Below are 19,110 nucleotides of genomic sequence, written 5' to 3'. Positions count from 1 at the left end.
TTGGCACCCAGGCTGGCTAGCGGCGCGTGACGGGGTGGGCCGGTTGGCTGTGCTCCACCGCGCGCTGCACCGCCCGGTAGATCTGCCCGAAGCGCAGCGCGTCACCGGTGCGCAGCAGACGCACCGGCTGACCCCGCCAACGGGCCCAGATCTCCAGTTGGCGGCTGCCCCGGGCGTACGAGCGGTCCAGGTGTTCGAAGAGGAAGTCGGCGACCGGCCCGACGGCCAACCCGACCAGCACCGACGCGCCGACGATCGCGATCGTCACGGTGGGTGAGCGGTGCAGCCAGACGGCCACGCCGATGCCGAGCACCGCCGCGACCAGCGGGCCGGCGAGCGCGGCGCCGATCGCACCCCGTCCCACCAGCACACGCCAGGAACGGGTGCCCCGGCGGTGCCAGATCATGGTGATGTCGGCCAGCTTGTAGCTGCGACCGTCGACACGGACGGTGGTGGAGGTGACCTGCACCGACCTGTCGTCGTAATACGTGATCATGGCTGGACTCCCGCCCACGGGGCTGACACCACACTACTTACCCAAACGAGCCGGGTCGTAAGGTTGGCACGCGACTTCGACGAGGAAGTGAGGGCAGCGTGGGCGAGTTCGTTCGGCTGGAGACCACTGACGGCATCGGCACGATCCGGCTGGAGCGGCCGCCGATGAACGCGCTCAACACCCAGGTGCAGGAGGAGTTGCGCGCCGCCGCCACGGCGGCCACCGCCGATCCCGAGGTCCGCGCCGTCATCGTGTACGGCGGGGAGAAGGTCTTCGCCGCCGGCGCCGACATCAAGCAGATGGCCGAGATGTCCTACGTGGACATGGCCGACCGTGCGGCGAACCTGTCCAGCGCGCTCGGCGCGATCGCCCGGATCCCCAAGCCGGTGGTCGCCGCGATCACCGGTTACGCCCTCGGTGGCGGCTGTGAGCTGGCGTTGGCCTGTGACTGGCGGGTGGTCGCCGAGGACGCGAAGCTCGGCCAGCCGGAGATCAAGCTGGGCATCATCCCGGGGGCGGGCGGTACCCAGCGGCTGGCCCGCCTGGTCGGCCCGGCCCGCGCCAAGGACCTGATCATGTCGGGGCGGATGGTGGACGCACAGGAGGCGCTGCGCATCGGCCTGGCCGACCGGGTCGCCCCGGCCGCCGAGGTGTACGCCACGGCCGTCGCGCTGATCACTCCGTACCTGACCGGGCCGGTGCAGGCGCTGCGCGCGGCGAAGCTGGCGGTCGACGGCGGCCTGGACATGGACCTGAACTCGGGCCTGGCCTGGGAGAGTCAGCTCTTCGCGGCGCTCTTCGCCACCGACGACCGGCGCGAGGGCATGGCGGCCTTCGTCGAGAAGCGCAAGCCGGGTTTCACCGGCCGCTGATCCGTCGCTTCCCGGCCCGACGGGCCCTGACCTCAGCAACGTCCACTGGCCGGGGCCACGGTCGCAGGGCCAAGTGACTGGCCGGTAACCTGTGATCCCGGCCACGGACGATGGGAGCGACATGACGGAGCGGATCGAGGGTCACGGCGGCGAGTTGGCGCTCGCGGCACTACGCGCGCACGGCGTACGGGAGATGTTCACGCTGTCCGGTGGGCATGTCTTCCCGCTCTACGACGCCGCGTACAAGACCGACTTCCCGATCTACGACGTCCGGCACGAGCAGTCCGCGGTCTTCGCCGCCGAGGCGGTGGCCAAGCTCCAGCGCCGCCCAGGCCTCGCCGTGCTCACCGCCGGGCCCGGTGTGACCAACGGCATCTCCGGCATGACCAGCGCGTTCTTCAACGCCTCGCCGGTGCTGGTGCTCGGCGGGCGCGCGCCCGCGTTCCGCTGGGGCTCGGGCAGCCTCCAGGAGATGGACCACCTGCCGCTGGTCAGTCCGGTCACCAAGCACGCCGAGACGGTGTTCAGCACCGACGACATCCCGCGTGCGGTGGGTGCGGCGCTGAACGCCGCGCTCACCCCGCACCGCGGCCCGGCCTTCCTCGACTTTCCGCTGGAGACGGTCTTCTCGGTCGCGGAGGCCGAGCTGCCGACCGTGACGGGTGTCGACCCGATCGCGCCGGACCCGGAGGAGGTCGGCCGCGCGGCGATGCTCATCGCCGGGGCACAGCGGCCGGTCATCATCGCCGGCTCCGACGTGTACGCGGGCGACGCGGTCGCCGCGCTGCGCGAGGCGGCCGAGGCGTTGCAGGTGCCGGTCTTCACCAACGGCATGGGCCGCGGCTCGCTCCCGCCGGAGCACCCGCTGGCGTTCGCCAAGGCCCGCCGGGCCGCGCTCTCCGGTGCCGACGTGGTCGTGGTGGTGGGCACCCCGCTGGACTTCCGGCTCAGCTTCGGTGACTTCGGCGACGCCAAGGTGGTGCACATCGTCGACGCCCCCAGCCAGCGGGCGACGCACGTGCAGCCGGCCGTCGCCCCCGCCGGTGACCTGCGCCTGATCCTGTCCGCGCTGGCCGACCACTCCGGCGACCGGGCCGACCACTCCGACTGGATCGCCGACCTGCGCGTCGCCGAGGACGCGGCGAAGGCCCGGGACGCCGCGGAGATGGCCGCCGAGACCGACCCGATCCGTCCGGCCCGGATCTACGGCGAGCTGCGTCGGGCGCTCGCCCCGGACGCGATCACCATCGGCGACGGCGGCGACTTCGTGTCGTACGCCGGGCGGTACCTGGAGCCCGCCCAGCCCGGCACGTGGCTGGACCCGGGCCCGTACGGCTGCCTGGGCACCGGCATGGGCTACGCGATGGGCGCCCGGGTCAGTCACCCGGACCGGCAGATCTGCGTGCTGATGGGCGACGGCGCTGCCGGCTTCTCGCTGATGGACGTCGAGTCGCTGGTCCGCCAGAAGCTGCCGGTGGTGATCGTCGTCGGCAACAACGGCATCTGGGGGCTGGAGAAGCACCCGATGCGGGCCATGTACGGCTACGACGTGGCCGCCGACCTCCAGCCGGAGCTGCGGTACGACACCGTGGTGAGCGCGCTCGGCGGGGCGGGGGAGACGGTCGCCAAGGCGGCCGACCTGGGCCCGGCGCTCCAGCGGGCGTTCGACTCCGGAGTGCCGTACCTGGTGAACGTGCTCACCGATCCGACCGACGCGTACCCCCGGTCGTCGAACCTGGCCTGAGGCGCACCCGCCGCCGCCGTCGCTCCTGCGCCGGCGGCGGCGGCGCGTTCACACCTCCGGTCGGTCACCTTCGCGCGGCGGCTCACCGTCGCGGCGGCGCAGATCGTCCTCGCGTCGCCGCAGGTCTTCCTCCCAGCGTTGGAACAGCTCCTGGTCCTGCTGCTGGGCGCGTTCCTCGACGGAGCGCAGGAACTCCGGGTCGTCGTCGGGGGCCATCGGCCGAGGGCGCTGCCGCTCGCCGCCGCCGGTGACGCCCGGCCAGCCCTTGCGAACGCCGGCGGTGGGCTCCCGGCCGACGATGAACCAGGCGATCGAGCCGACCAGCGGGAAGAACAAGATGATCAGCACCCAGGCGATCCGGGGAAGGGCGCGGATCTTGCCCTCCTCGGCGGAGAGGCAACTGATCAGCGCGCAGACGGCGAGGACAATCTGCACCAGGAAGAGGAGTACGCCAAGCCGGGCCATGCACCCATGATGACGCACCGGATCGCGTCACCCTAGTCCGCGCAGGACCAGCAGCACTCCCAGTAACGCCAGCACCACCGTGCCGGCCGTGACCAGGGGCAGTGTCCGGCCGCCGGTGCGGGCCGGACCGGTGCCCGTGCCCCGGGGCCAGCAGAGCACCAGCAGGGCGCCCCACACCAGAACGGTGCCGCCGGCGATCAGCGCATCGGTCGGGTCGCCCGTCGCCGCCAGCCGGACGGCGAGCACTGTCACCACGGTCACCGTGAGCAGGGTGCGCCGCCAGGCCAGCCGGGTCCGCTCCGGTTGCAGCCCCGGGTCGCGTCCGGTGCTCACCGCCCGCCGACCGCCCGCATCAGGACGGCGACCACCAGCAGCAACGCGCCGACGCCGACGGCGAGCGCCAGGATGGCGGGGAACCGGGACGCGGGCAGTTCCTGACCGAGCCGGATGGCCCGCTCGGTACGCGCCCAGTGGTCCACAGCGCGGACCGCGACCGCCGCGCCGAGCAGCAGCAACGCCACCGCGATCACCTCGCGCAGGTGGCTCATCGGCAGGGGTGGCAGGAACTGCGCGGCGGCCAACCCGCCTCCGACCAGCGCCAACCCGGTGCGCAGCCAGGCGAGGAAGGTCCGTTCGTTGGCCAGGGAGAAGCGGTAGTCCGGTGTTTCACCGACCGAGCCCAGCTCCGCCGGGTCGAACCACCGCCTGATCGCCTCCCACACAGTGGGAGATTATCCGCTTCCCATCCGGCTTAGCCTGGGCCGGTGACTGATCTCGACGTACAGACGCTGCGGACCGCCTACGACAACCAGCTCCGCCCGGAGATTCCCGACCCGGTTCCGGCCGGGGTCACGGTGGAGCGGGACGGGCCGTTGGTCCGGATCTCCGGGCTCGATGCCGGTGGTTTCATCACCTACCGCGACCTGGGCGGGTTGACCGGCGACGCACTGGACGAGCTGATCGCCCGGCAGGTGCGCTTGTGCCGTGAGCGGAGCGAGTCGGCGGAGTGGAAGCTCAACGAGCACGACGAACCGGCGGACCTGGCGGACCGGCTGCGCGCGGCCGGCTTCGTGCCGGAGGACCGGGAGACCGTCGTGGTCGGCCCGGTCGCGCCGCTCGCCGCCGCGCTGCCCGTCGCCCCCGAGGGGGTACGCCTGCGTGAGGTGACCTCCCGGGAGGACCTGGAGCGGATCGCCGCCATGGAGGAGGAGGTCTGGCAGGAGGACCGCTCGCACCTGGTGTGGGGCCTGGCCAAGGAGATCGACGCCGACCCCAACTCGATCACCGTCGTGGTGGCCGAGGCGGACGAGACGGTGGTGAGTGCCGGCTGGGTGCGGTTCCCGGCGAACACCGGCTTCGCCACCATGTGGGGCGGCTCGACCCTGCCGCAGTGGCGGCGCAGGGGCATCTACCGGGCGTTGGTCAACTACCGGGCGCGACTGGCCGAGCAGCGAGGTCGGACGCTCATGCAGGTCGACTGTTCCGAGGACAGCCGGCCGATCCTGGAGCGACTCGGCCTCGTCCCGATCACCACCACCACCCCGTACGTCTACACTCCGTGATCATGGAGCAGCGGTTGACGGACGAGGAGCGGTTGACCCTCAAGACCGGTGCCTTCGGCGCCGTCTTCCTGGTCTCCAACGCCGACCCCGGTGTCCTGGGAGTGATCCGGGAGAGCATCGCCGCGTCCGGCGCGCTGGCCGACGCCAGTGGCACGGTCAAGGAGGCGTTGACCACCGGCCCGCTGCCGCGACTTCCCCGGGACTCGCAGCTGGAGATCGAGTCGGTGGTGCTGCCGGCGCTGGGACAGGCGGTGCGGATCCTGCGCGAGAAGTCCCCACGGGACGTGGACGCGTACCGCGAACTGGTGTTGGCCGCGGCCGACCAGGTGGCCCGCGCGCACGACGGGGTGGCGCCCGCCGAGGCGGCGGCCATCGACCAGATCCGGGCCGCGTTGACCGAGCCGGCCTGACCGGCTGCCCGTCGGTGAGCTGTGTCACTCTGAGTGCTGCGGGAGCGCAACCTACTGGCAGGTAACATTGCGCCGTGGGCAACTGCACAACCGCCCGCGGTTGACCTGGCGTCGACCGACGCGCGACGCTGCGCCCCAGACCGGGCGAGCGAATCGCAACACCACACAGGAGGGTCGTCGAAGCGCGATGAACATCGTCGTACTCGTCAAGCAGGTGCCTGATTCGGGCGCGGACCGCAACCTGCGCAATGACGACAACACCGTCGACCGCGGTTCGGCGAACAACGTGATCAACGAGATGGACGAGTACGCCATCGAGGAGGCGCTGAAGATCAAGGAGGCGCACGGTGGCGAGGTCACCATCCTGACCATGGGTCCGGACCGGGCGACCGAGTCGATCCGCAAGGCGCTCTCCATGGGCCCGGACAAGGCCGTGCACGTGTTGGACGACGCCCTGCACGGCTCGTGCGCCGTCGCCACCTCGAAGGTGCTCGCCGCCACTCTCGGTCAGCTCAATGCTGACCTGGTCATCTGCGGTGCCGAGTCCACCGACGGTCGGGTCCAGGTCATGCCGCACATGATCGCCGAGCGACTGGGCGTCGCGGCGCTCACCGGTGCCCGCAAGCTCACCGTCGACGGCGCGACGCTGACCGTCGAGCGGCAGACCGAGGAGGGCTACGAGGTGGTCACCGCTGCCACCCCGGCCGTGGTCTCCGTCTGGGACACCATCAACGAGCCGCGCTACCCCTCCTTCAAGGGCATCATGGCCGCCAAGAAGAAGCCGGTGCAGACGCTCTCGCTGGCCGACCTCGGGGTCGCGGCCGACGAGGTGGGCTTCGACGGCGCCACCAGTGCCGTCGTCGAGCACACCAAGCGCCCCCCGCGCTCCGGCGGCGCCAAGATCACTGATGAGGGCGAGGGCGGCGTCAAGCTGGTCGAGTTCCTCGCCACCGAGAAGTTCGTGTGAGAGGGGGGTCTGACATGTCCGAGGTTCTCGTCGTCGTCGAAGCCACCAAGGAATTCGGCGTCAAGAAGGTCACCCTGGAAATGCTCACCCTCGCGCGTGAGCTGGGCACCCCGAGCGCGGTGGTGCTGGGCGGCGCCGGCGCAGCCGAGGCGCTGAGCGGCAAGCTGGGCGAGTACGGCGCGGAGAAGATCTACGCCGCCGAGGGTGACGAGATCGACGGCTACCTGGTGGCCCCCAAGGCGACAGTGCTGGCCGAGTTGGTCAAGCGGGTGCAGCCGGCCGCCGTGCTGCTGGCGTCGGCCCAGGAGGGCAAGGAGATCGCCGCCCGGCTCGCCGTCAAGCTCGACAACGGCATCCTGACCGACGTGGTCGGCCTGGACGCCGACGGCACCGCGACCCAGGTCGCCTTCGCCGGCTCCACCATCGTCAAGTCCAAGGTCACCAAGGGCCTGCCGTTGGTCACCGTCCGGCCCAACTCGGTCACCCCCGCCCCGGCGGCGGCCACCCCGGCGATCGAGCAGCTCAGCGTGTCGGTCACCGACACCGACAAGCTGGCCACTGTCGTCGAGCGGGTCGCCGAGCAGAAGGGCTCCCGCCCCGAGCTGACCGAGGCCGGCGTGGTCGTCTCCGGCGGTCGCGGCGTCGGCAACGCCGACAACTTCAAGCTGGTCGAGGAGCTGGCCGACCTGCTCGGCGGCGCCGTCGGCGCGTCCCGCGCGGCCGTCGACTCCGGCTTCTACCCACACCAGTTCCAGGTGGGCCAGACCGGTAAGACGGTCTCCCCGCAGCTCTACGTCGCCCTCGGCATCTCCGGTGCCATCCAGCACCGGGCCGGCATGCAGACCTCGAAGACCATCGTCGCGGTCAACAAGGACGGCGAGGCGCCGATCTTCGAGCTGGCCGACTTCGGGGTGGTGGGCGACCTGTTCAAGATCGTCCCGCAGGCCGCCGAGGAGATCCGCAAGCGCAAGTAAGCCAGCGATACGTCAGTGGCCGCCCGTGCGAACGGGCGGCCACTGCCGTATGGGGAGCTGATCGGCGAGCCGGGGAGCTGAGCCGGCCCGCCGATCAGCCCGTCAGGGAGCCCCTCAGCAGACTGTCGCCCGAGTGGCGGGTGTTGTTGTCGTACTGCTCGGCGGAGACGTCGACCACCGAGTAGCTCTTGAGGTCGACATTCGGGGGCAGGGGTAGCAGCGCGTCCGAGCCGCCACCCAGGGTGCCGACCGAGAACATCTCCATCGTCGTCGGATTGATGAGCCAGACCTCGTAGTACCCCGCGACGCTCGGGAGATTCGCCACATGCAGATGTAGTTGGCCGTCCTTCAAAACCCGGGCGTCACCCTTGGCCGTCGGCGGGGTCGCCCCGTACGCCGCCAGCGGCGCGCTCGCCACCACCACCGGCGGCGGGGTGGGCGTCGGATCGTCCGGTCGGAGCACCGAGACGGTGCCCACCACGCCGACCGCCGCGGCGGCGGCCGCGGTCACCGCGGTGGCCACCCAACCGGACCAGCCGCGACTCCGACGGGATCGCCGCGTCGGGTCCAGTCGGGTCACCGTCGACTCGGCCGCCGCACCGAAAGTCTGCTCGGCCGTCGTGGCGTCGGTCTGCTCGGCCGTCGTGGTGTCGGGCTGCTCGGGCACCCGGTGTCGACGGGTCTCGGTCAGCAACGGCCCGGCCTCCGCGGCCCTGACCTGGGCTTCGATGCCCTGCCAGACGTGCTCCGGCGGGTCGGGCAGGTCGGCCAGGCCCTGCGTCTCGGTGCCGAGCCCCGCCACCTGCCGAAGGCTCGCGACCTCCGCCCGGCAGAGCGCGCAGGTGCCGAGGTGGGTGCTCTCCCCGTTGTCCGCCTCGCTCTCACCGAGTGCCAGAAATACCAGCCGGTCGTGGTCCAGGTGCTGCACCGTCCACCTCCCATCTGCGCTTCAAGCTCGCCATACCGCGTCGGATGTGACTCTTCACCGTGCCCAACGGCACGCCTGTCACCGTGGCTATCTGCTGGTGTGTCAGGTCGTCGTAGAAGGCCAGCTCCAGCATCCGTCGCTGGTCGTCCGGGAGACGAGCCAGTTCGTCGGCGATCACCAACCGGTCCACCACGCGGTCCGGATCCGGCTCGGTCTGCGCCGGCTCGGGCAGTTGCCGGACCGTCTCCACCACCCGGGTCTCCCGGGCCGAGGCGCGCATCCGGTCGATCACCTTCCGCCGGCCGATGCCGAGCAACCAGCCGATCAGCGACCCCTTGGCCGGGTCGAACGTGTCGCGACCCAGCCAGGCGGCGACGAACGTCGCCTGGGTGACGTCCTCGGCGTCGCTGCGGTTCGCCAGCATGGACGTGGCCAGGTGGAGCACGGCACGACCGTAGCGGTCGTACGCCTCGCGGAGCGCCACGTCGTCACCGGCGCGGAACCTGCGGTCGAGGTCGTCCACCGGAGGGTCCGGTTCCTGTCGTAGCGCCGTCATCGGGCGGCTCGCCTTCGATGGGGCATGCCCGACTGTAGCTGCCACAGTCCCCGCCCCACTTCCCCGGTCGATGTCATCTCACCAGCTCTTCGTCTCCCGACCCCGTTCCGGATGCGGTCTGGGCCGGAAAAGAAAAGTGCCTCCGGGGCGCATCCACCCGTCCGACAGTCGGCGTAACCCGTTCTGCAAGCCAGGCCTGACGAATCAGCACCAAATATCAGGAGGCAGACATGCAGTTCTCGTACTTCCGTCGGGTCGCCGCGGGCGGCGCGGTCGCCGCGCTGGCCTTCGCCGGTGTCGGCGCCCTCGCCGCCGGCCCCGCGTACGCCGCCACGTCGAAGGTCTCCGTCGTGCACGGCATCCCGGACACCCCGGTCGACGTCTACGTCAACGGCAAGAAGACGCTGGACAACTTCAAGCCCGGCGACGTCGCCGGCCCGCTGAACCTGGAGGAGGGCGACTACGACATCGCGCTCACCAAGCCGGGCGAGCCGATCGGCAGCGCGATCCTCAAGGCCGACAACGCCGCGGTGCCGGGCGGTGCGAACATCAGCATCGCGGCCCACCTCGACGCCGCCGGCCAGCCGAAGATCACTCCGTTCGTGAACGACGTCTCGAAGGTCGACGCCGGCAAGGCCCGGCTGATCGTCCGGCACACCGCCGCCGCCCCGGCGGTCGACGTCCGCGCCGGTGGCACCCCGGTCTTCGAGGGCCTGACCAACCCGAACGAGGCCAAGGGCGACGTCGACGCGGGCGAGGTGAAGGCGGACGTGGTGCTGGCCGGCACCGACACCGTGGCCATCGGCCCGGCGGACCTCAACCTCAAGGAGGGCACCGCCACGATCGTCTACGCCATCGGCTCCGCCGAGGGCAAGACCCTCGGCGTGGTGGCCCAGACCATCACCGGCCTGCACTCCGCCCCGGGCGGCGTGCCCAGCGGTGACGGCGGCCAGGCCGGCACGGGCGTGGACACCTGGTGGTACGTGCTCACCGGTGCCGGCGTACTCCTGCTGCTTGGTGGTGGGGTGCGGATGGCGACCGCGCGGACCGGCCGCAAGTGACGGTGCGCAATCGCGGCGCGCTGGCGGCCCTGGCCGCCGGCGTTGCCGCGCTCACCGCCGCCGCTCTGGTGGCGTGCGCCAACCAGCCGGCCGGGACGGTGGGGGCCGAGGAGGCGACCACGTTGGCCAGCCCCGCACCGTCGGTTGCCAATGCCCCGTCGGTGCCGGTGACCGCGGGTGAACTGCCCGCCGGTCCGAAGATCATTCCGCCGGTGCGGCTGCTGATCCCGGAGATCGGCGTCACCGCCACCGTCAACGCGGTCGGCATCAACGAGCGGACCAACGAGTTCGAGGTGCCGCCGAGCGTCGACCAGATCGGCTGGTACCGCTACGGCCCCGGCCTGGAGACGGAGGCCGGCTCGGTGGTCATCGCCGGTCACGTGGACAGCGCCAAACAGGGCAAGGGGGCGTTCTTCCGGCTGCGTGAGCTGGACCAGGGCGACACGTTGACCGCTACCGGCAGCGACGGCGAGGCGCGGCGCTACCGGGTCGTCGCCCGGGAGGAGTACGCCAAGACCAAGATCCCGCTGGACCGGTACTTCGCCCGCGACGGCAAGCCGCGGCTGACCCTGATCACCTGTGGTGGGCCGTTCGACGCCAAGGCGCGCAAGTACCGGGACAACATCGTCGTCACCGCGGTGCCCGCCTGAGCGGGTCCGCGCGCATCGGGCCGGGGTGGAGTTCCACCCCGGCCTTTGCGTGCGGTCCCCTCCGGCATCCGGTCCCCAAGGTGTCGGCCGTACGCTGAACGGCGATGGCTTACCTGGATCACGCGGCGACGACTCCCATGCTCGATGAGGCACTGGAGGCGTACGTCGCCACCGCCCGCGAGGTTGGCAACGCGTCCTCCCTGCACGCGGCGGGCCGCCGTGCCCGTCGCCGGGTCGAAGAGTCACGCGAACGGGTGGCCGCGGTGCTGGGCGCCCGGCCCTCTGAGGTGATCTTCACCGGTGGTGGCACGGAGAGCGACAACCTCGCGGTCAAGGGCATCTTCTGGGCCCGGCGAGCAGCCCGGCCCGACCGCCGCAGGGTGGTCTCCAGCGCCGTCGAGCACCACGCGGTGCTGGACGCGGTCGACTGGCTGGCCCAGCACGAGGGCGCCGAGGTCGGCTGGCTGCCGGTGGACGCCGTCGGTCGGCTCGACCCGCAGACCCTGCGCGCCGAGCTGGACGCGCACGCCGACCAGGTGGCCGTGGTCACCGCGATGTGGGCGAACAACGAGGTGGGCACCGTCCAGCCGGTGGCCGAGCTGGCCGCCGTCGCCGCCGAACACGGTGTGCCCTTCCACACCGACGCCATCCAGGCGGTCGGTCAGGTGCCCGTCGACTTCGGCGCCAGCGGGGTCGCCGCACTGACCGTCACCGGGCACAAGCTGGGCGGCCCGACCGGGGTGGGCGCGCTGCTGCTCGCCCGGGACGTGCCGGCCACGCCGCTACTGCACGGCGGCGGCCAGGAACGCGACATCCGCTCCGGCACCCTCGACACCGCCGGCATCGTCGCCTTCGCGGTCGCCGTGGAGACGGCCGTGAAGGGTCAGCAGGAGTACGCGGCCCGGGTGGCCGCGCTCCGCGACGACCTGATCGAGCGGGTCCGCCAGGCGGTGCCCGAGGTGATCTACAACGGTGACCCGACCGACCGGCTGCCCGGCAACGCGCACTTCTCATTCCCCGGCTGCGAGGGCGACGCCCTGCTGCTCCTGCTCGACGCGCAGGGGATCGCCTGCTCGACCGGCTCCGCCTGCTCGGCCGGGGTGGCCCAGCCCTCGCACGTGCTGCTGGCGATGGGCGCCGACGACGACCGCGCCCGCTCCTCGCTGCGCTTCACAGTGGGCCACACCAGCACCCAGGCCGACATCGACGCCCTCATCGCGGCCCTCCCGGCAGCGGTCGACCGAGCCCGCCGAGCCGCCGCCCTCCGCACCCCCCGCTGACCCGGGCCCAGCCCACGCGATCTTGCACTTTCGGTTGGCGCTTCGCGCCTTGCGCGGCGTATGTCACCGCAGAAACTGCACGATCGCGAAGGTGGGTGGGCTGGGCGGGCACGGCTGTTCGGGGGGTTTGCGGGACTGGTGGATAGGGTTGTGGTGGGGACGGGGAAGGGGAGTGGGTCGGTGAGGGTTCTGGCGGCGATGTCGGGTGGGGTTGACTCGGCAGTGGCGGCGGCGCGGGCGGTGGCGGCCGGGCACGATGTGACCGGCGTGCACCTGGCGCTCGCCCGTAACCCACAGACCTATCGGACCGGGGCGCGCGGCTGCTGCACCCTGGAGGATTCCCGGGACGCCCGCCGGGCGGCCGACGTGATCGGCATCCCGTTCTACGTGTGGGACATGGCCGACCGCTTCCACGAGGACGTGGTCGACGACTTCGTCGCCGAGTACGCCGCCGGTCGTACGCCGAACCCCTGCCTGCGCTGCAACGAGAAGATCAAGTTCGCGGCGGTGCTGGACCGGGCGGTGGCGCTGGGCTTCGACGCGGTGGTGACCGGGCACCACGCCCGCCTCGGGGCGGACGGGCTGCTGCGGCGCAGTGTCGACCTGGCCAAGGACCAGTCGTACGTGCTCGCCGTGCTCACCCGCGAGCAGCTCGACCGGTCGATCTTCCCGCTCGGTGACTCGACCAAGGCGCAGGTCCGCGCCGAGGCCGCCGAGCGCGGCCTGGCGGTTGCCGACAAGCCGGACTCACACGACATCTGCTTCATCGCCGACGGGGATACCCGCGGCTTCCTGGCCGGCCGGCTCGGTGAGGCGCCCGGCGACGTGGTGGACGCGTCCACCGGCGCGGTCGTCGGCAGTCACAGCGGCGCGTACGCGTACACGGTGGGGCAGCGTCGCGGGCTGCACCTGGACCGGCCCGCCGCGGACGGCCGGCCACGCTACGTGCTCTCCATCACGCCGAAGACCAACACGGTGACTGTCGGCCCGGCCGAGGCCTTGGACGTGTCCGACGTGCACGCCGTACGTCCGGTCTGGACCGGCGGCGCCCGCCCGGACGCCCCGGTCGAGTGCGAGGTGCAGTTGCGCGCGCACGGCGACGTGGTGCCGGCGACCGTCGCCCTCGACGGTGACCGGCTGCACGCCGAGCTGCGCCGACCGGTTCGCGGCGTCGCCGCCGGTCAGGCAGTGGTGGCGTACCGACCGGACCCGGCCGGCGACGTGGTCCTCGGCTCCGCGACCATCACCGGCTGACCGCACGGCCCGGGTGTTCGCGGGATAGCCTTCGCCCGTGACAGATCAGGCGTGGCCCTGGCCGGCCGGCGCGGCAACCGGAATTGGTTCGCTGCCCGGCACCGACATCGGCGAGGCTCAGCGGGTGGTCCTCGGTGAGCTTCCCGAGCTGCCCCACCTGCCCGAGTTGCCGGCCCGTGGCCCCGGAGCGGACATGATCGGCCGGTCCGCCGGGCTGCTCGTCGAGCTGCCGGTCGAGGTGTACGCGGGGCGGTGGCGGGTCGCCCCACGCCCGGGCCGCGACCTGCGCCGGGCCCGTGACCTGATGGAACGCGACCTGGACCAGCTCGCCGAGCAGGCCGAGGGGTACGCCGGGCCGATCAAGGTGCAGGCCGCCGGCCCGCTCACGCTGGCCGCCTCCCTGGAGTTGCCGATCGGCGGCCGACTGCTGCGCGATCCCGGCGCGGTCCGCGACCTGACCGGCTCCCTCGCCGAAGGGCTGCGCGCGCACGTCGCGGCGGTCGCCCGCCGGCTGCCCCAGGCGTCGGTGCTGCTGCAACTGGACGAGCCGTCACTGCCGACCGTGCTGGCCGGGCGGGTGCCGACCGAGAGCGGTCTGGGCGCGTACCGGGCGGTCGACTCGGTGGACGCCGCCGCCCTGCTGCGCACCGTCGTCGAGGCGGTCGGCGTGCCGACGCTGGTGCACTGCTGCGCCCCGGACGTGCCGCTGGAGCTGATCCGCTCCACCGGCGCCGTCGCGGTCGCCCTCGACCTGGACCTGGTCACCAAGCTCGACCCGCTGGGCGAGGCGATCGACGCCGGCCTCGGGCTGCTGGCCGGGGCCGCGCCGACCCGGCCGCCGTCGGCCGGTGGCGCGCCGACCTCCGCGCAGATCGCCGACCGGGTACGCCAGGTCTGGGACCGCCTCGGCTTCCCTCGTCGCCAACTCGCCGAGCAGGTGGTGATCACCCCGGCCTGCGGCCTCGCCGGCGCCACCCCGGAGTACGCGCGGGCGGTGCTCGCCGCGTGCCGGGACGCCGGCCGGCGCCTCGCCGAGGACTGAGGTTTCCTGTCGTACCCGGTGGGCAGGATGACGGTCATGATTGGACAGCTGCGTTCAGTGGTGATCGACTGCCCGGATCCGCGGGCGTTGGCGGCGTTCTATGCCGAGCTGCTCGGCGTACCGCTCGCCGAGGGCGACTCCGATGACGACTGGGTGGTGCTGGGCGGCCCACCCGGTCACCAGCCGCGCCTCGCCTTCCAACAGGCGCTCAACCTGCGCCCACCGGCCTGGCCGGATCCCGAGCGCCCACAGCAGTTCCACCTCGACGTGACGGTGGACGACATCGAGGCCGCCGAGAAGGCGGCGCTCGCGCTGGGTGCTCGGCGGCTGCCAGGTGAGGGCGAGGGCTTCCGGGTCTACGCCGATCCGGCCGGCCACCCGTTCTGCCTCTGCTGGGACTGAGCCGTGGGTTGCGGCGGCCGGGCATCATGGCCGCCGTGATCCCCACCTCTGCGCTTCGCGCCTCCGGTTCGCTCTTCGGCCTCGCCTACGGTGACGCGCTGGGCAAGCCGACCGAGTTCCTGACCGTCGCCGAGATCGAGCGCCGGTACGGCCCGGCCGGTCCGCGTGACCTGTCCGGCGAGCCGGCACTGGTCACCGACGACACCCAGATGGCGCTGGCGGTGGGTTGGGCGCTGCACGAGGCACCGTCGTTCACGCCGGAGGCGGTGGAGCCACTGCTACGGCAACGCTTCCTGGCCTGGGCGGTCAGTCCGGACAACAACCGTGCCCCGGGCATGACGTGCCTGCGCGCCTGCGCCGAGCTGAGCCGTGGGGTGCGCTGGCAGGAGGCGACGGTGGTCGCCTCGAAGGGCTGCGGGGCGAACATGCGGGTCACCCCGGTCGGGTTGCTCGACGTGGACCTCGACACGCTCGCCGGGTTGGCCCAGTTGCAGGCCGGGCTGACCCACGGCCACCCGACCGGGCTGGCCGCCAGCGAACTCACCGCGTACGCGGTCTTCGCGCTGCGCACGGGCACCTCGCTGCCCGACCTTCCCGCGCTGCTCACCGAGCGGGCACTGTCCCAGCGCCTGGTCTACCGCGAGCGGTGGCTGGGAGACCTCTGGCAGCGCGCCGGGTCCGGTTCTCCGCAGGAGTTCATCGCCCAGGGCTGGGACGAGTGTCTGGCGGTGCTGGGCCGACTGACCAACACCCTGGCGCTACCCGACGACGGTGGTGACCCGTGTCAGGCCACCGGGGAGGGTTGGGTGGCCGAGGAGGCGCTGGCCACCGCGCTGCTCTGCGCCGTACGGCACGCCGACGACCCGGTGGCGGCGCTGGCCCGCGGCGCGACCACCGCCGGCGACTCCGACTCGATCGCCGCCCTGGCCGGCGCGTTCGTGGGCGCGGCCGTCGGCATGACCGCCTGGCCGCGCGACTGGGCCAACCGCATCGAGTACGCGGACCAGCTGGCCACGCTCGGCGCGACCTGGGACTGACCCGGCTCGGCTCGGCCTGGCTCGGCTCGGCCTGGCTCGGCTCGGCCTGGCTCGGCTCGGCCTGGCTCGGCTCGGCCTGGCTCGGCTTGGCTCGGCCTGCCCCGCCTGGTCGGCTGGCCGGCCTGCCGCGGCCCGTCGACATGATCAACTCGGGTTTCTGTAGACCGGGGTATCCCGGAGCTCAGGACACCGCGACTTCCAGGAACCCGAGTTGATCATGAACGCCACCCGTCGCGAGGATGGGAAGGGGTGGTCGGCGGGCGGCCGCGAGGGGTGGTCAGGAGGTGGGGAGGTGGCGCAGGCTGCGCACTTTTCGCCACAGGTCGGGGTCGCAGCGGCCGGCGTGGTCGGCGAAGGCGGCCGAGCTGAGTCGGATCGGCTCGGTGAGGCTGAGGTAGCTGTCGTGCTCCGCGCCCGGGTCCCAGTCCCGGGTGGGAATCCGCACGTGGTCGTCCCGGTCGCTCTTGTCCTGGCTGGTGATCTTCAGGACGTCGGCACCCCGGGAGTCGGCGCGCAGCACCAGGCACGGGCGCACCTTCGACCCGCTGCCGTCGGCGTACGGCACGTCGGCCCACCAGATATCGCCGGGCGCCGGGGCGTCGCCGCGCCGGTCGGTGTCGCGTGAGCGGGGTTTGGTGGACGGCCGTTCGGCGCCACGGGGCCGCGGCGGGGTGGAACGGCGGCCACCGGTGCCGCCCCGACCTGGCCGGGTACCGGGACGCCGGTTGGCCACCCGGTGCCGCCAACTGTTCCACGCCCAGCCGGCGGCGACGGCCAGCAGGATCGCCACCGCCCAGAGCAGTGCCTCGGGCATCCGTACCTCCGCGTCCCGGCGACCCGCCGGTCGCACCGTCCGGCGATCCTTGCACGCCGCCGCCCTTGCCGCCCGCCAACCACACCGCCGCCGCCCGTGCCGCCCGTTGGCACTCGACCGTCACCCTTGATCACTTGATGGTCAGTAGCTGGATCGGCCCGTCGACGGCTACTGAGCATCACGTGATCACCGGATGCGGCTGAGGGCGACGTCGCTTCGGGCGCGGGTGGGCGGCGGATTGTCCCACCGGCCCGATACGGTGCCGGAGTAGCGTGATCAGGGAGGTCGCAGGCGTGTCCGAAGGTGGCGGTGTGTCCGAGGAACAGATCGGTCAGCAGGTCAGCCCGGCGCAGGAGGCGGCGGCCGGGGCTGAGCCCACGCCGCAGGCCCGGGAACGGCATGCCGCGCTCAGTCAGGAGTTGACCGAGCACCAGTACCGCTACTACGTGCTGGACGCGCCGACCATCCCCGACGCCGATTTCGACAGGCAGTTGCGCGAGCTGGAGGCACTGGAGGAGGAGTTTCCGGCGCTGCGGACGCCCGACTCGCCGACCCAGCGGGTGGGTGGCACGTTCTCCACCGACTTCACCCCGGTCACCCATGCCGAACGGATGCTCTCGCTCGACAACGCCTTCGCCGACGAGGAGCTGGCGGCCTGGGCCGAGCGGGTCGAACGGGACGCGGGCGGCCCGGTGCCCTACCTGTGCGAGCTGAAGGTCGACGGGCTGGCGATCAACCTGACCTACGAGAACGGCCGGCTGGTCCGGGCCGCCACCCGAGGCGACGGGCGCACCGGTGAGGATGTCACGGCAAACGTGCGCAGCATCCGGGACGTGCCCAGCCAGCTCGTACCGTCCGCCGAATTCCCGGACGTTCCCGAGCTGGTGGAGGTCCGGGGCGAGATCTACTTCCCGATCGCTGCGTTCGCCGACCTCAACGCGGGTCTGGTGGAGCAGGGCAAGGCGCCCTTCGCCAACCCCCGCAACGCCGCCGCCGGCAGCTTGCGACAGAAGGATCCACGGGTCACCGCCACCCGACCGCTGCGCCTGGTGGTGCACGGCATCGGCGCCCGCCGTGGGTTCCAGCCCACGGCGCAGTCCGAGTCGTACGCGGCACTCAAGTCGTGGGGTTTGCCGACCAGCGACCGGTGGCGGGTCGTCCCGGACCTGGCCGGCGTGGCGGAGTTCATCGCCTACTACGCCGAGCACCGGCACGACGTCGAGCACGAGATCGACGGTGTGGTGGTCAAGGTCGATCCGGTCTCCATCCAGGGCCGGCTCGGGTCCACCAGTCGTGCCCCCCGCTGGGCGATCGCCTTCAAGTACCCGCCGGAGGAGGTCACCACCAAGCTGCTCGACATCGACGTCAACGTGGGGCGCACCGGCCGGGTCACCCCGTTCGCCGTGCTCGAGCCGGTGCGCGTGGCCGGTTCCACTGTCGCGCTCGCCACCCTGCACAACGCCCGCGAGGTGGAGCGCAAGGGGGTACTGATCGGCGACACGGTGGTGCTGCGCAAGGCCGGCGACGTGATTCCCGAGGTGCTCGGCCCGGTGGTCGACCTGCGGCCCGCCGATGCCCGGCCGTTCGTCATGCCGACCAGTTGCCCGGCCTGCGGCACCCCGCTCGCACCGTCGAAGGAGGGCGACGTGGACATCCGTTGCCCCAACACCCGCAGCTGCCCGGCGCAGTTGCGGGAGCGGGTGTTCCATCTCGCCGGCCGGGGTGGGTTCGACATCGAGGTGCTCGGCTACAAGGGCGCGGCCGCCCTGCTCGACGCGGAGATCATCAGCGACGAGGGGGACCTCTTCCAGCTCGACGCCGAGCAGCTGTCCCGGTCGCCGTTCTTCGTCAACAAGGACGGCAGCCTGGGCAGCAACGCCACCAAGTTGCTGGACAATCTCGCGGTCGCCCGGGAACGGGACCTGTGGCGGGTGCTGGTGGCGCTCTCCATCCGGCACGTCGGCCCGACCGCGGCCCAGGCGCTCGCCCGGCACTTCCGCTCGATGGACGCCATCGACGCGGCCACCGAGGAGGAGCTGTCCTCGGTCGACGGAGTCGGGCCGACGATCGCGGCCAGCATCCGGGAGTGGTTCGCTGTGGACTGGCACCGCGAGGTGGTCCGCAAGTGGGCCGAGGCCGGCGTACGGATGGCCGAGGAGGCGGTCGACGAGGGGCCGCGCCCGTTGGAGGGGTTGACAGTGGTGGTGACCGGCACCCTCGCCGGCTATTCGCGTGACCAGGCCGCCGAGGCCGTGCAGAGCCGGGGCGGCAAGGTCAGCGGGTCGGTCTCCAAGAAGACGAGCTTCGTGGTGGTGGGGGACAACCCCGGGTCGAAGGCCGACAAGGCCGCCAGTCTCAAGGTGCCGGTGCTCGACGAGGACGGGTTCCGGCTCCTGCTGGACGCGGGCCCGGACGCCGCCCGGGGGGTCGCTCAGCTGGGCGGCTGACCCCGCCGGCGGCCGGGCACGGCGACTGACCGCGTATACCAACTTAATTACGACTACGACCGATTCGTGACTGTCATACCGGGAAACTGGGGGCCGAGGGCGTTTCATTGGGTCACGGCGCGCGCACCGGCACGCCGATGGTCGGTCGG

General features: G+C 72.2%; 21 protein-coding genes. 14 read left to right on the top strand and 7 right to left on the bottom strand.

Annotated features, from left to right (window positions below; all coding sequences use genetic code 11):
* Window positions 1–16 precede the first annotated feature (16 nt).
* Entirely contained in the window at window positions 17–496 is a 480-nt protein-coding gene (locus GA0070561_RS00660; protein ID WP_091393316.1) for a DUF6232 family protein, read from the bottom strand.
* A gap of 98 nt (window positions 497–594) precedes the next feature.
* Between GA0070561_RS00660 and GA0070561_RS00655 the strand changes: the two genes are divergently transcribed.
* Complete coding sequence (locus GA0070561_RS00655; protein ID WP_091393313.1) at window positions 595–1,368, top strand: enoyl-CoA hydratase/isomerase family protein; 774 nt, start codon at window positions 595–597, stop codon at window positions 1,366–1,368.
* Between the two features lie 121 nt (window positions 1,369–1,489).
* A complete protein-coding gene (locus tag GA0070561_RS00650; RefSeq protein ID WP_091393309.1) occupies window positions 1,490–3,112 on the top strand; it encodes an acetolactate synthase in 1,623 nt (540 codons plus the stop codon).
* A gap of 48 nt (window positions 3,113–3,160) precedes the next feature.
* Here the strand turns inward: GA0070561_RS00650 and GA0070561_RS00645 are convergent, their stop codons facing one another.
* From GA0070561_RS00645 to GA0070561_RS00635, 3 genes are read right to left on the bottom strand one after another with little or no spacing between them, the layout of a single operon-like run.
* Window positions 3,161–3,577: a PLD nuclease N-terminal domain-containing protein gene (locus GA0070561_RS00645; protein ID WP_091393305.1), complete on the bottom strand. Its 417-nt coding sequence runs from the start codon at window positions 3,575–3,577 to the stop codon at window positions 3,161–3,163.
* Window positions 3,578–3,604: 27 nt separating this feature from the next.
* Window positions 3,605–3,910 carry a DUF202 domain-containing protein gene (locus tag GA0070561_RS00640; protein ID WP_091393301.1) on the bottom strand — a complete coding sequence of 102 codons (306 nt, stop codon included), beginning with the start codon at window positions 3,908–3,910 and terminating at the stop codon, window positions 3,605–3,607.
* Window positions 3,907–4,299 (bottom strand): YidH family protein, encoded by a 393-nt coding sequence (locus tag GA0070561_RS00635; RefSeq protein ID WP_091393297.1) that lies wholly within the window; start codon window positions 4,297–4,299, stop codon window positions 3,907–3,909. The genes GA0070561_RS00640 and GA0070561_RS00635 overlap by 4 nt, the downstream gene beginning before the upstream one ends.
* A 42-nt stretch (window positions 4,300–4,341) precedes the next feature.
* Here GA0070561_RS00635 and GA0070561_RS00630 point away from each other — a divergent pair, with 42 nt between their 5' ends.
* From GA0070561_RS00630 to GA0070561_RS00615, 4 genes are all read left to right on the top strand, one after another.
* Window positions 4,342–5,139 carry a GNAT family N-acetyltransferase gene (locus GA0070561_RS00630; protein ID WP_091393293.1) on the top strand — a complete coding sequence of 266 codons (798 nt, stop codon included), beginning with the start codon at window positions 4,342–4,344 and terminating at the stop codon, window positions 5,137–5,139.
* Window positions 5,136–5,549, top strand: a complete 414-nt coding sequence (locus GA0070561_RS00625) for a hypothetical protein (RefSeq protein WP_091393289.1) — start codon at window positions 5,136–5,138, stop codon at window positions 5,547–5,549. Before GA0070561_RS00630 ends, GA0070561_RS00625 begins: the two co-directional genes overlap by 4 nt.
* A gap of 187 nt (window positions 5,550–5,736) precedes the next feature.
* A complete protein-coding gene (locus GA0070561_RS00620) occupies window positions 5,737–6,516 on the top strand; it encodes an electron transfer flavoprotein subunit beta/FixA family protein (protein ID WP_091393286.1) in 780 nt (259 codons plus the stop codon).
* A gap of 14 nt (window positions 6,517–6,530) precedes the next feature.
* Complete coding sequence (locus GA0070561_RS00615; RefSeq protein WP_091393283.1) at window positions 6,531–7,490, top strand: electron transfer flavoprotein subunit alpha/FixB family protein; 960 nt, start codon at window positions 6,531–6,533, stop codon at window positions 7,488–7,490.
* A gap of 94 nt (window positions 7,491–7,584) precedes the next feature.
* Here the strand turns inward: GA0070561_RS00615 and GA0070561_RS00610 are convergent, their stop codons facing one another.
* Window positions 7,585–8,418 carry an anti-sigma factor gene (locus tag GA0070561_RS00610; protein WP_091393281.1) on the bottom strand — a complete coding sequence of 278 codons (834 nt, stop codon included), beginning with the start codon at window positions 8,416–8,418 and terminating at the stop codon, window positions 7,585–7,587.
* Window positions 8,372–8,974: an RNA polymerase sigma factor gene (locus GA0070561_RS00605; protein ID WP_091393278.1), complete on the bottom strand. Its 603-nt coding sequence runs from the start codon at window positions 8,972–8,974 to the stop codon at window positions 8,372–8,374. The genes GA0070561_RS00610 and GA0070561_RS00605 overlap by 47 nt, the downstream gene beginning before the upstream one ends.
* A 230-nt stretch (window positions 8,975–9,204) precedes the next feature.
* Between GA0070561_RS00605 and GA0070561_RS00600 the strand changes: the two genes are divergently transcribed.
* The 7 genes from GA0070561_RS00600 to GA0070561_RS00570 all read left to right on the top strand — a co-directional run bounded on the left by GA0070561_RS00600 (window position 9,205) and on the right by GA0070561_RS00570 (window position 15,700).
* On the top strand, window positions 9,205–10,035 hold the full coding sequence (locus tag GA0070561_RS00600) for a DUF4397 domain-containing protein (protein WP_091393275.1): 831 nt from the start codon (window positions 9,205–9,207) through the stop codon (window positions 10,033–10,035).
* Complete coding sequence (locus GA0070561_RS00595; protein WP_091393272.1) at window positions 10,032–10,685, top strand: class F sortase; 654 nt, start codon at window positions 10,032–10,034, stop codon at window positions 10,683–10,685. Before GA0070561_RS00600 ends, GA0070561_RS00595 begins: the two co-directional genes overlap by 4 nt.
* A 104-nt stretch (window positions 10,686–10,789) precedes the next feature.
* Window positions 10,790–11,965 (top strand): cysteine desulfurase family protein, encoded by a 1,176-nt coding sequence (locus tag GA0070561_RS00590; RefSeq protein ID WP_091393269.1) that lies wholly within the window; start codon window positions 10,790–10,792, stop codon window positions 11,963–11,965.
* 180 nt (window positions 11,966–12,145) lie between these two features.
* Window positions 12,146–13,219, top strand: a complete 1,074-nt coding sequence (gene mnmA, locus GA0070561_RS00585) for a tRNA 2-thiouridine(34) synthase MnmA (RefSeq protein WP_208603666.1) — start codon at window positions 12,146–12,148, stop codon at window positions 13,217–13,219.
* Window positions 13,220–13,256: 37 nt separating this feature from the next.
* Window positions 13,257–14,261, top strand: coding sequence for a methionine synthase (locus GA0070561_RS00580; RefSeq protein WP_091393263.1), 1,005 nt, complete (start codon window positions 13,257–13,259; stop codon window positions 14,259–14,261).
* Between the two features lie 36 nt (window positions 14,262–14,297).
* Window positions 14,298–14,663, top strand: coding sequence for a VOC family protein (locus GA0070561_RS00575; RefSeq protein ID WP_181539234.1), 366 nt, complete (start codon window positions 14,298–14,300; stop codon window positions 14,661–14,663).
* Between the two features lie 26 nt (window positions 14,664–14,689).
* Window positions 14,690–15,700 (top strand): ADP-ribosylglycohydrolase family protein, encoded by a 1,011-nt coding sequence (locus GA0070561_RS00570; RefSeq protein ID WP_208603665.1) that lies wholly within the window; start codon window positions 14,690–14,692, stop codon window positions 15,698–15,700.
* Window positions 15,701–15,977: 277 nt separating this feature from the next.
* On the opposite strand, the gene GA0070561_RS00565 is transcribed toward GA0070561_RS00570, so the two are convergent.
* Entirely contained in the window at window positions 15,978–16,514 is a 537-nt protein-coding gene (locus tag GA0070561_RS00565) for a type II toxin-antitoxin system PemK/MazF family toxin (RefSeq protein WP_091397096.1), read from the bottom strand.
* A 311-nt stretch (window positions 16,515–16,825) separates the two neighbouring features.
* Between GA0070561_RS00565 and ligA the strand changes: the two genes are divergently transcribed.
* Window positions 16,826–18,961 carry an NAD-dependent DNA ligase LigA gene (gene ligA / locus GA0070561_RS00560; RefSeq protein ID WP_091393259.1) on the top strand — a complete coding sequence of 712 codons (2,136 nt, stop codon included), beginning with the start codon at window positions 16,826–16,828 and terminating at the stop codon, window positions 18,959–18,961.
* Window positions 18,962–19,110 lie beyond the last annotated feature (149 nt).

It is taken from the genome of Micromonospora saelicesensis, from assembly GCF_900091575.1.
GTDB classification, from domain to species: domain Bacteria; phylum Actinomycetota; class Actinomycetes; order Mycobacteriales; family Micromonosporaceae; genus Micromonospora; species Micromonospora saelicesensis.
The sequence above is the reverse complement of the archived record's forward strand: the minus strand, read 5'-3'. Positions and strand labels throughout refer to the sequence as shown.

Coding starts and splice junctions, on each gene's coding strand:
- GA0070561_RS00605 (WP_091393278.1), bottom strand. CDS start 8,974: ATGACGGCGCTACGACAGGAACCGGACCCTCCGGTGGACGACCTCGAC.
- GA0070561_RS00615 (WP_091393283.1), top strand. CDS start 6,531: ATGTCCGAGGTTCTCGTCGTCGTCGAAGCCACCAAGGAATTCGGCGTC.
- GA0070561_RS00620 (WP_091393286.1), top strand. CDS start 5,737: ATGAACATCGTCGTACTCGTCAAGCAGGTGCCTGATTCGGGCGCGGAC.
- GA0070561_RS00590 (WP_091393269.1), top strand. CDS start 10,790: ATGGCTTACCTGGATCACGCGGCGACGACTCCCATGCTCGATGAGGCA.
- GA0070561_RS00645 (WP_091393305.1), bottom strand. CDS start 3,577: ATGGCCCGGCTTGGCGTACTCCTCTTCCTGGTGCAGATTGTCCTCGCC.
- GA0070561_RS00660 (WP_091393316.1), bottom strand. CDS start 496: ATGATCACGTATTACGACGACAGGTCGGTGCAGGTCACCTCCACCACC.
- GA0070561_RS00650 (WP_091393309.1), top strand. CDS start 1,490: ATGACGGAGCGGATCGAGGGTCACGGCGGCGAGTTGGCGCTCGCGGCA.
- GA0070561_RS00565 (WP_091397096.1), bottom strand. CDS start 16,514: ATGCCCGAGGCACTGCTCTGGGCGGTGGCGATCCTGCTGGCCGTCGCC.
- GA0070561_RS00575 (WP_181539234.1), top strand. CDS start 14,298: ATGATTGGACAGCTGCGTTCAGTGGTGATCGACTGCCCGGATCCGCGG.
- GA0070561_RS00600 (WP_091393275.1), top strand. CDS start 9,205: ATGCAGTTCTCGTACTTCCGTCGGGTCGCCGCGGGCGGCGCGGTCGCC.
- GA0070561_RS00570 (WP_208603665.1), top strand. CDS start 14,690: ATGGCCGCCGTGATCCCCACCTCTGCGCTTCGCGCCTCCGGTTCGCTC.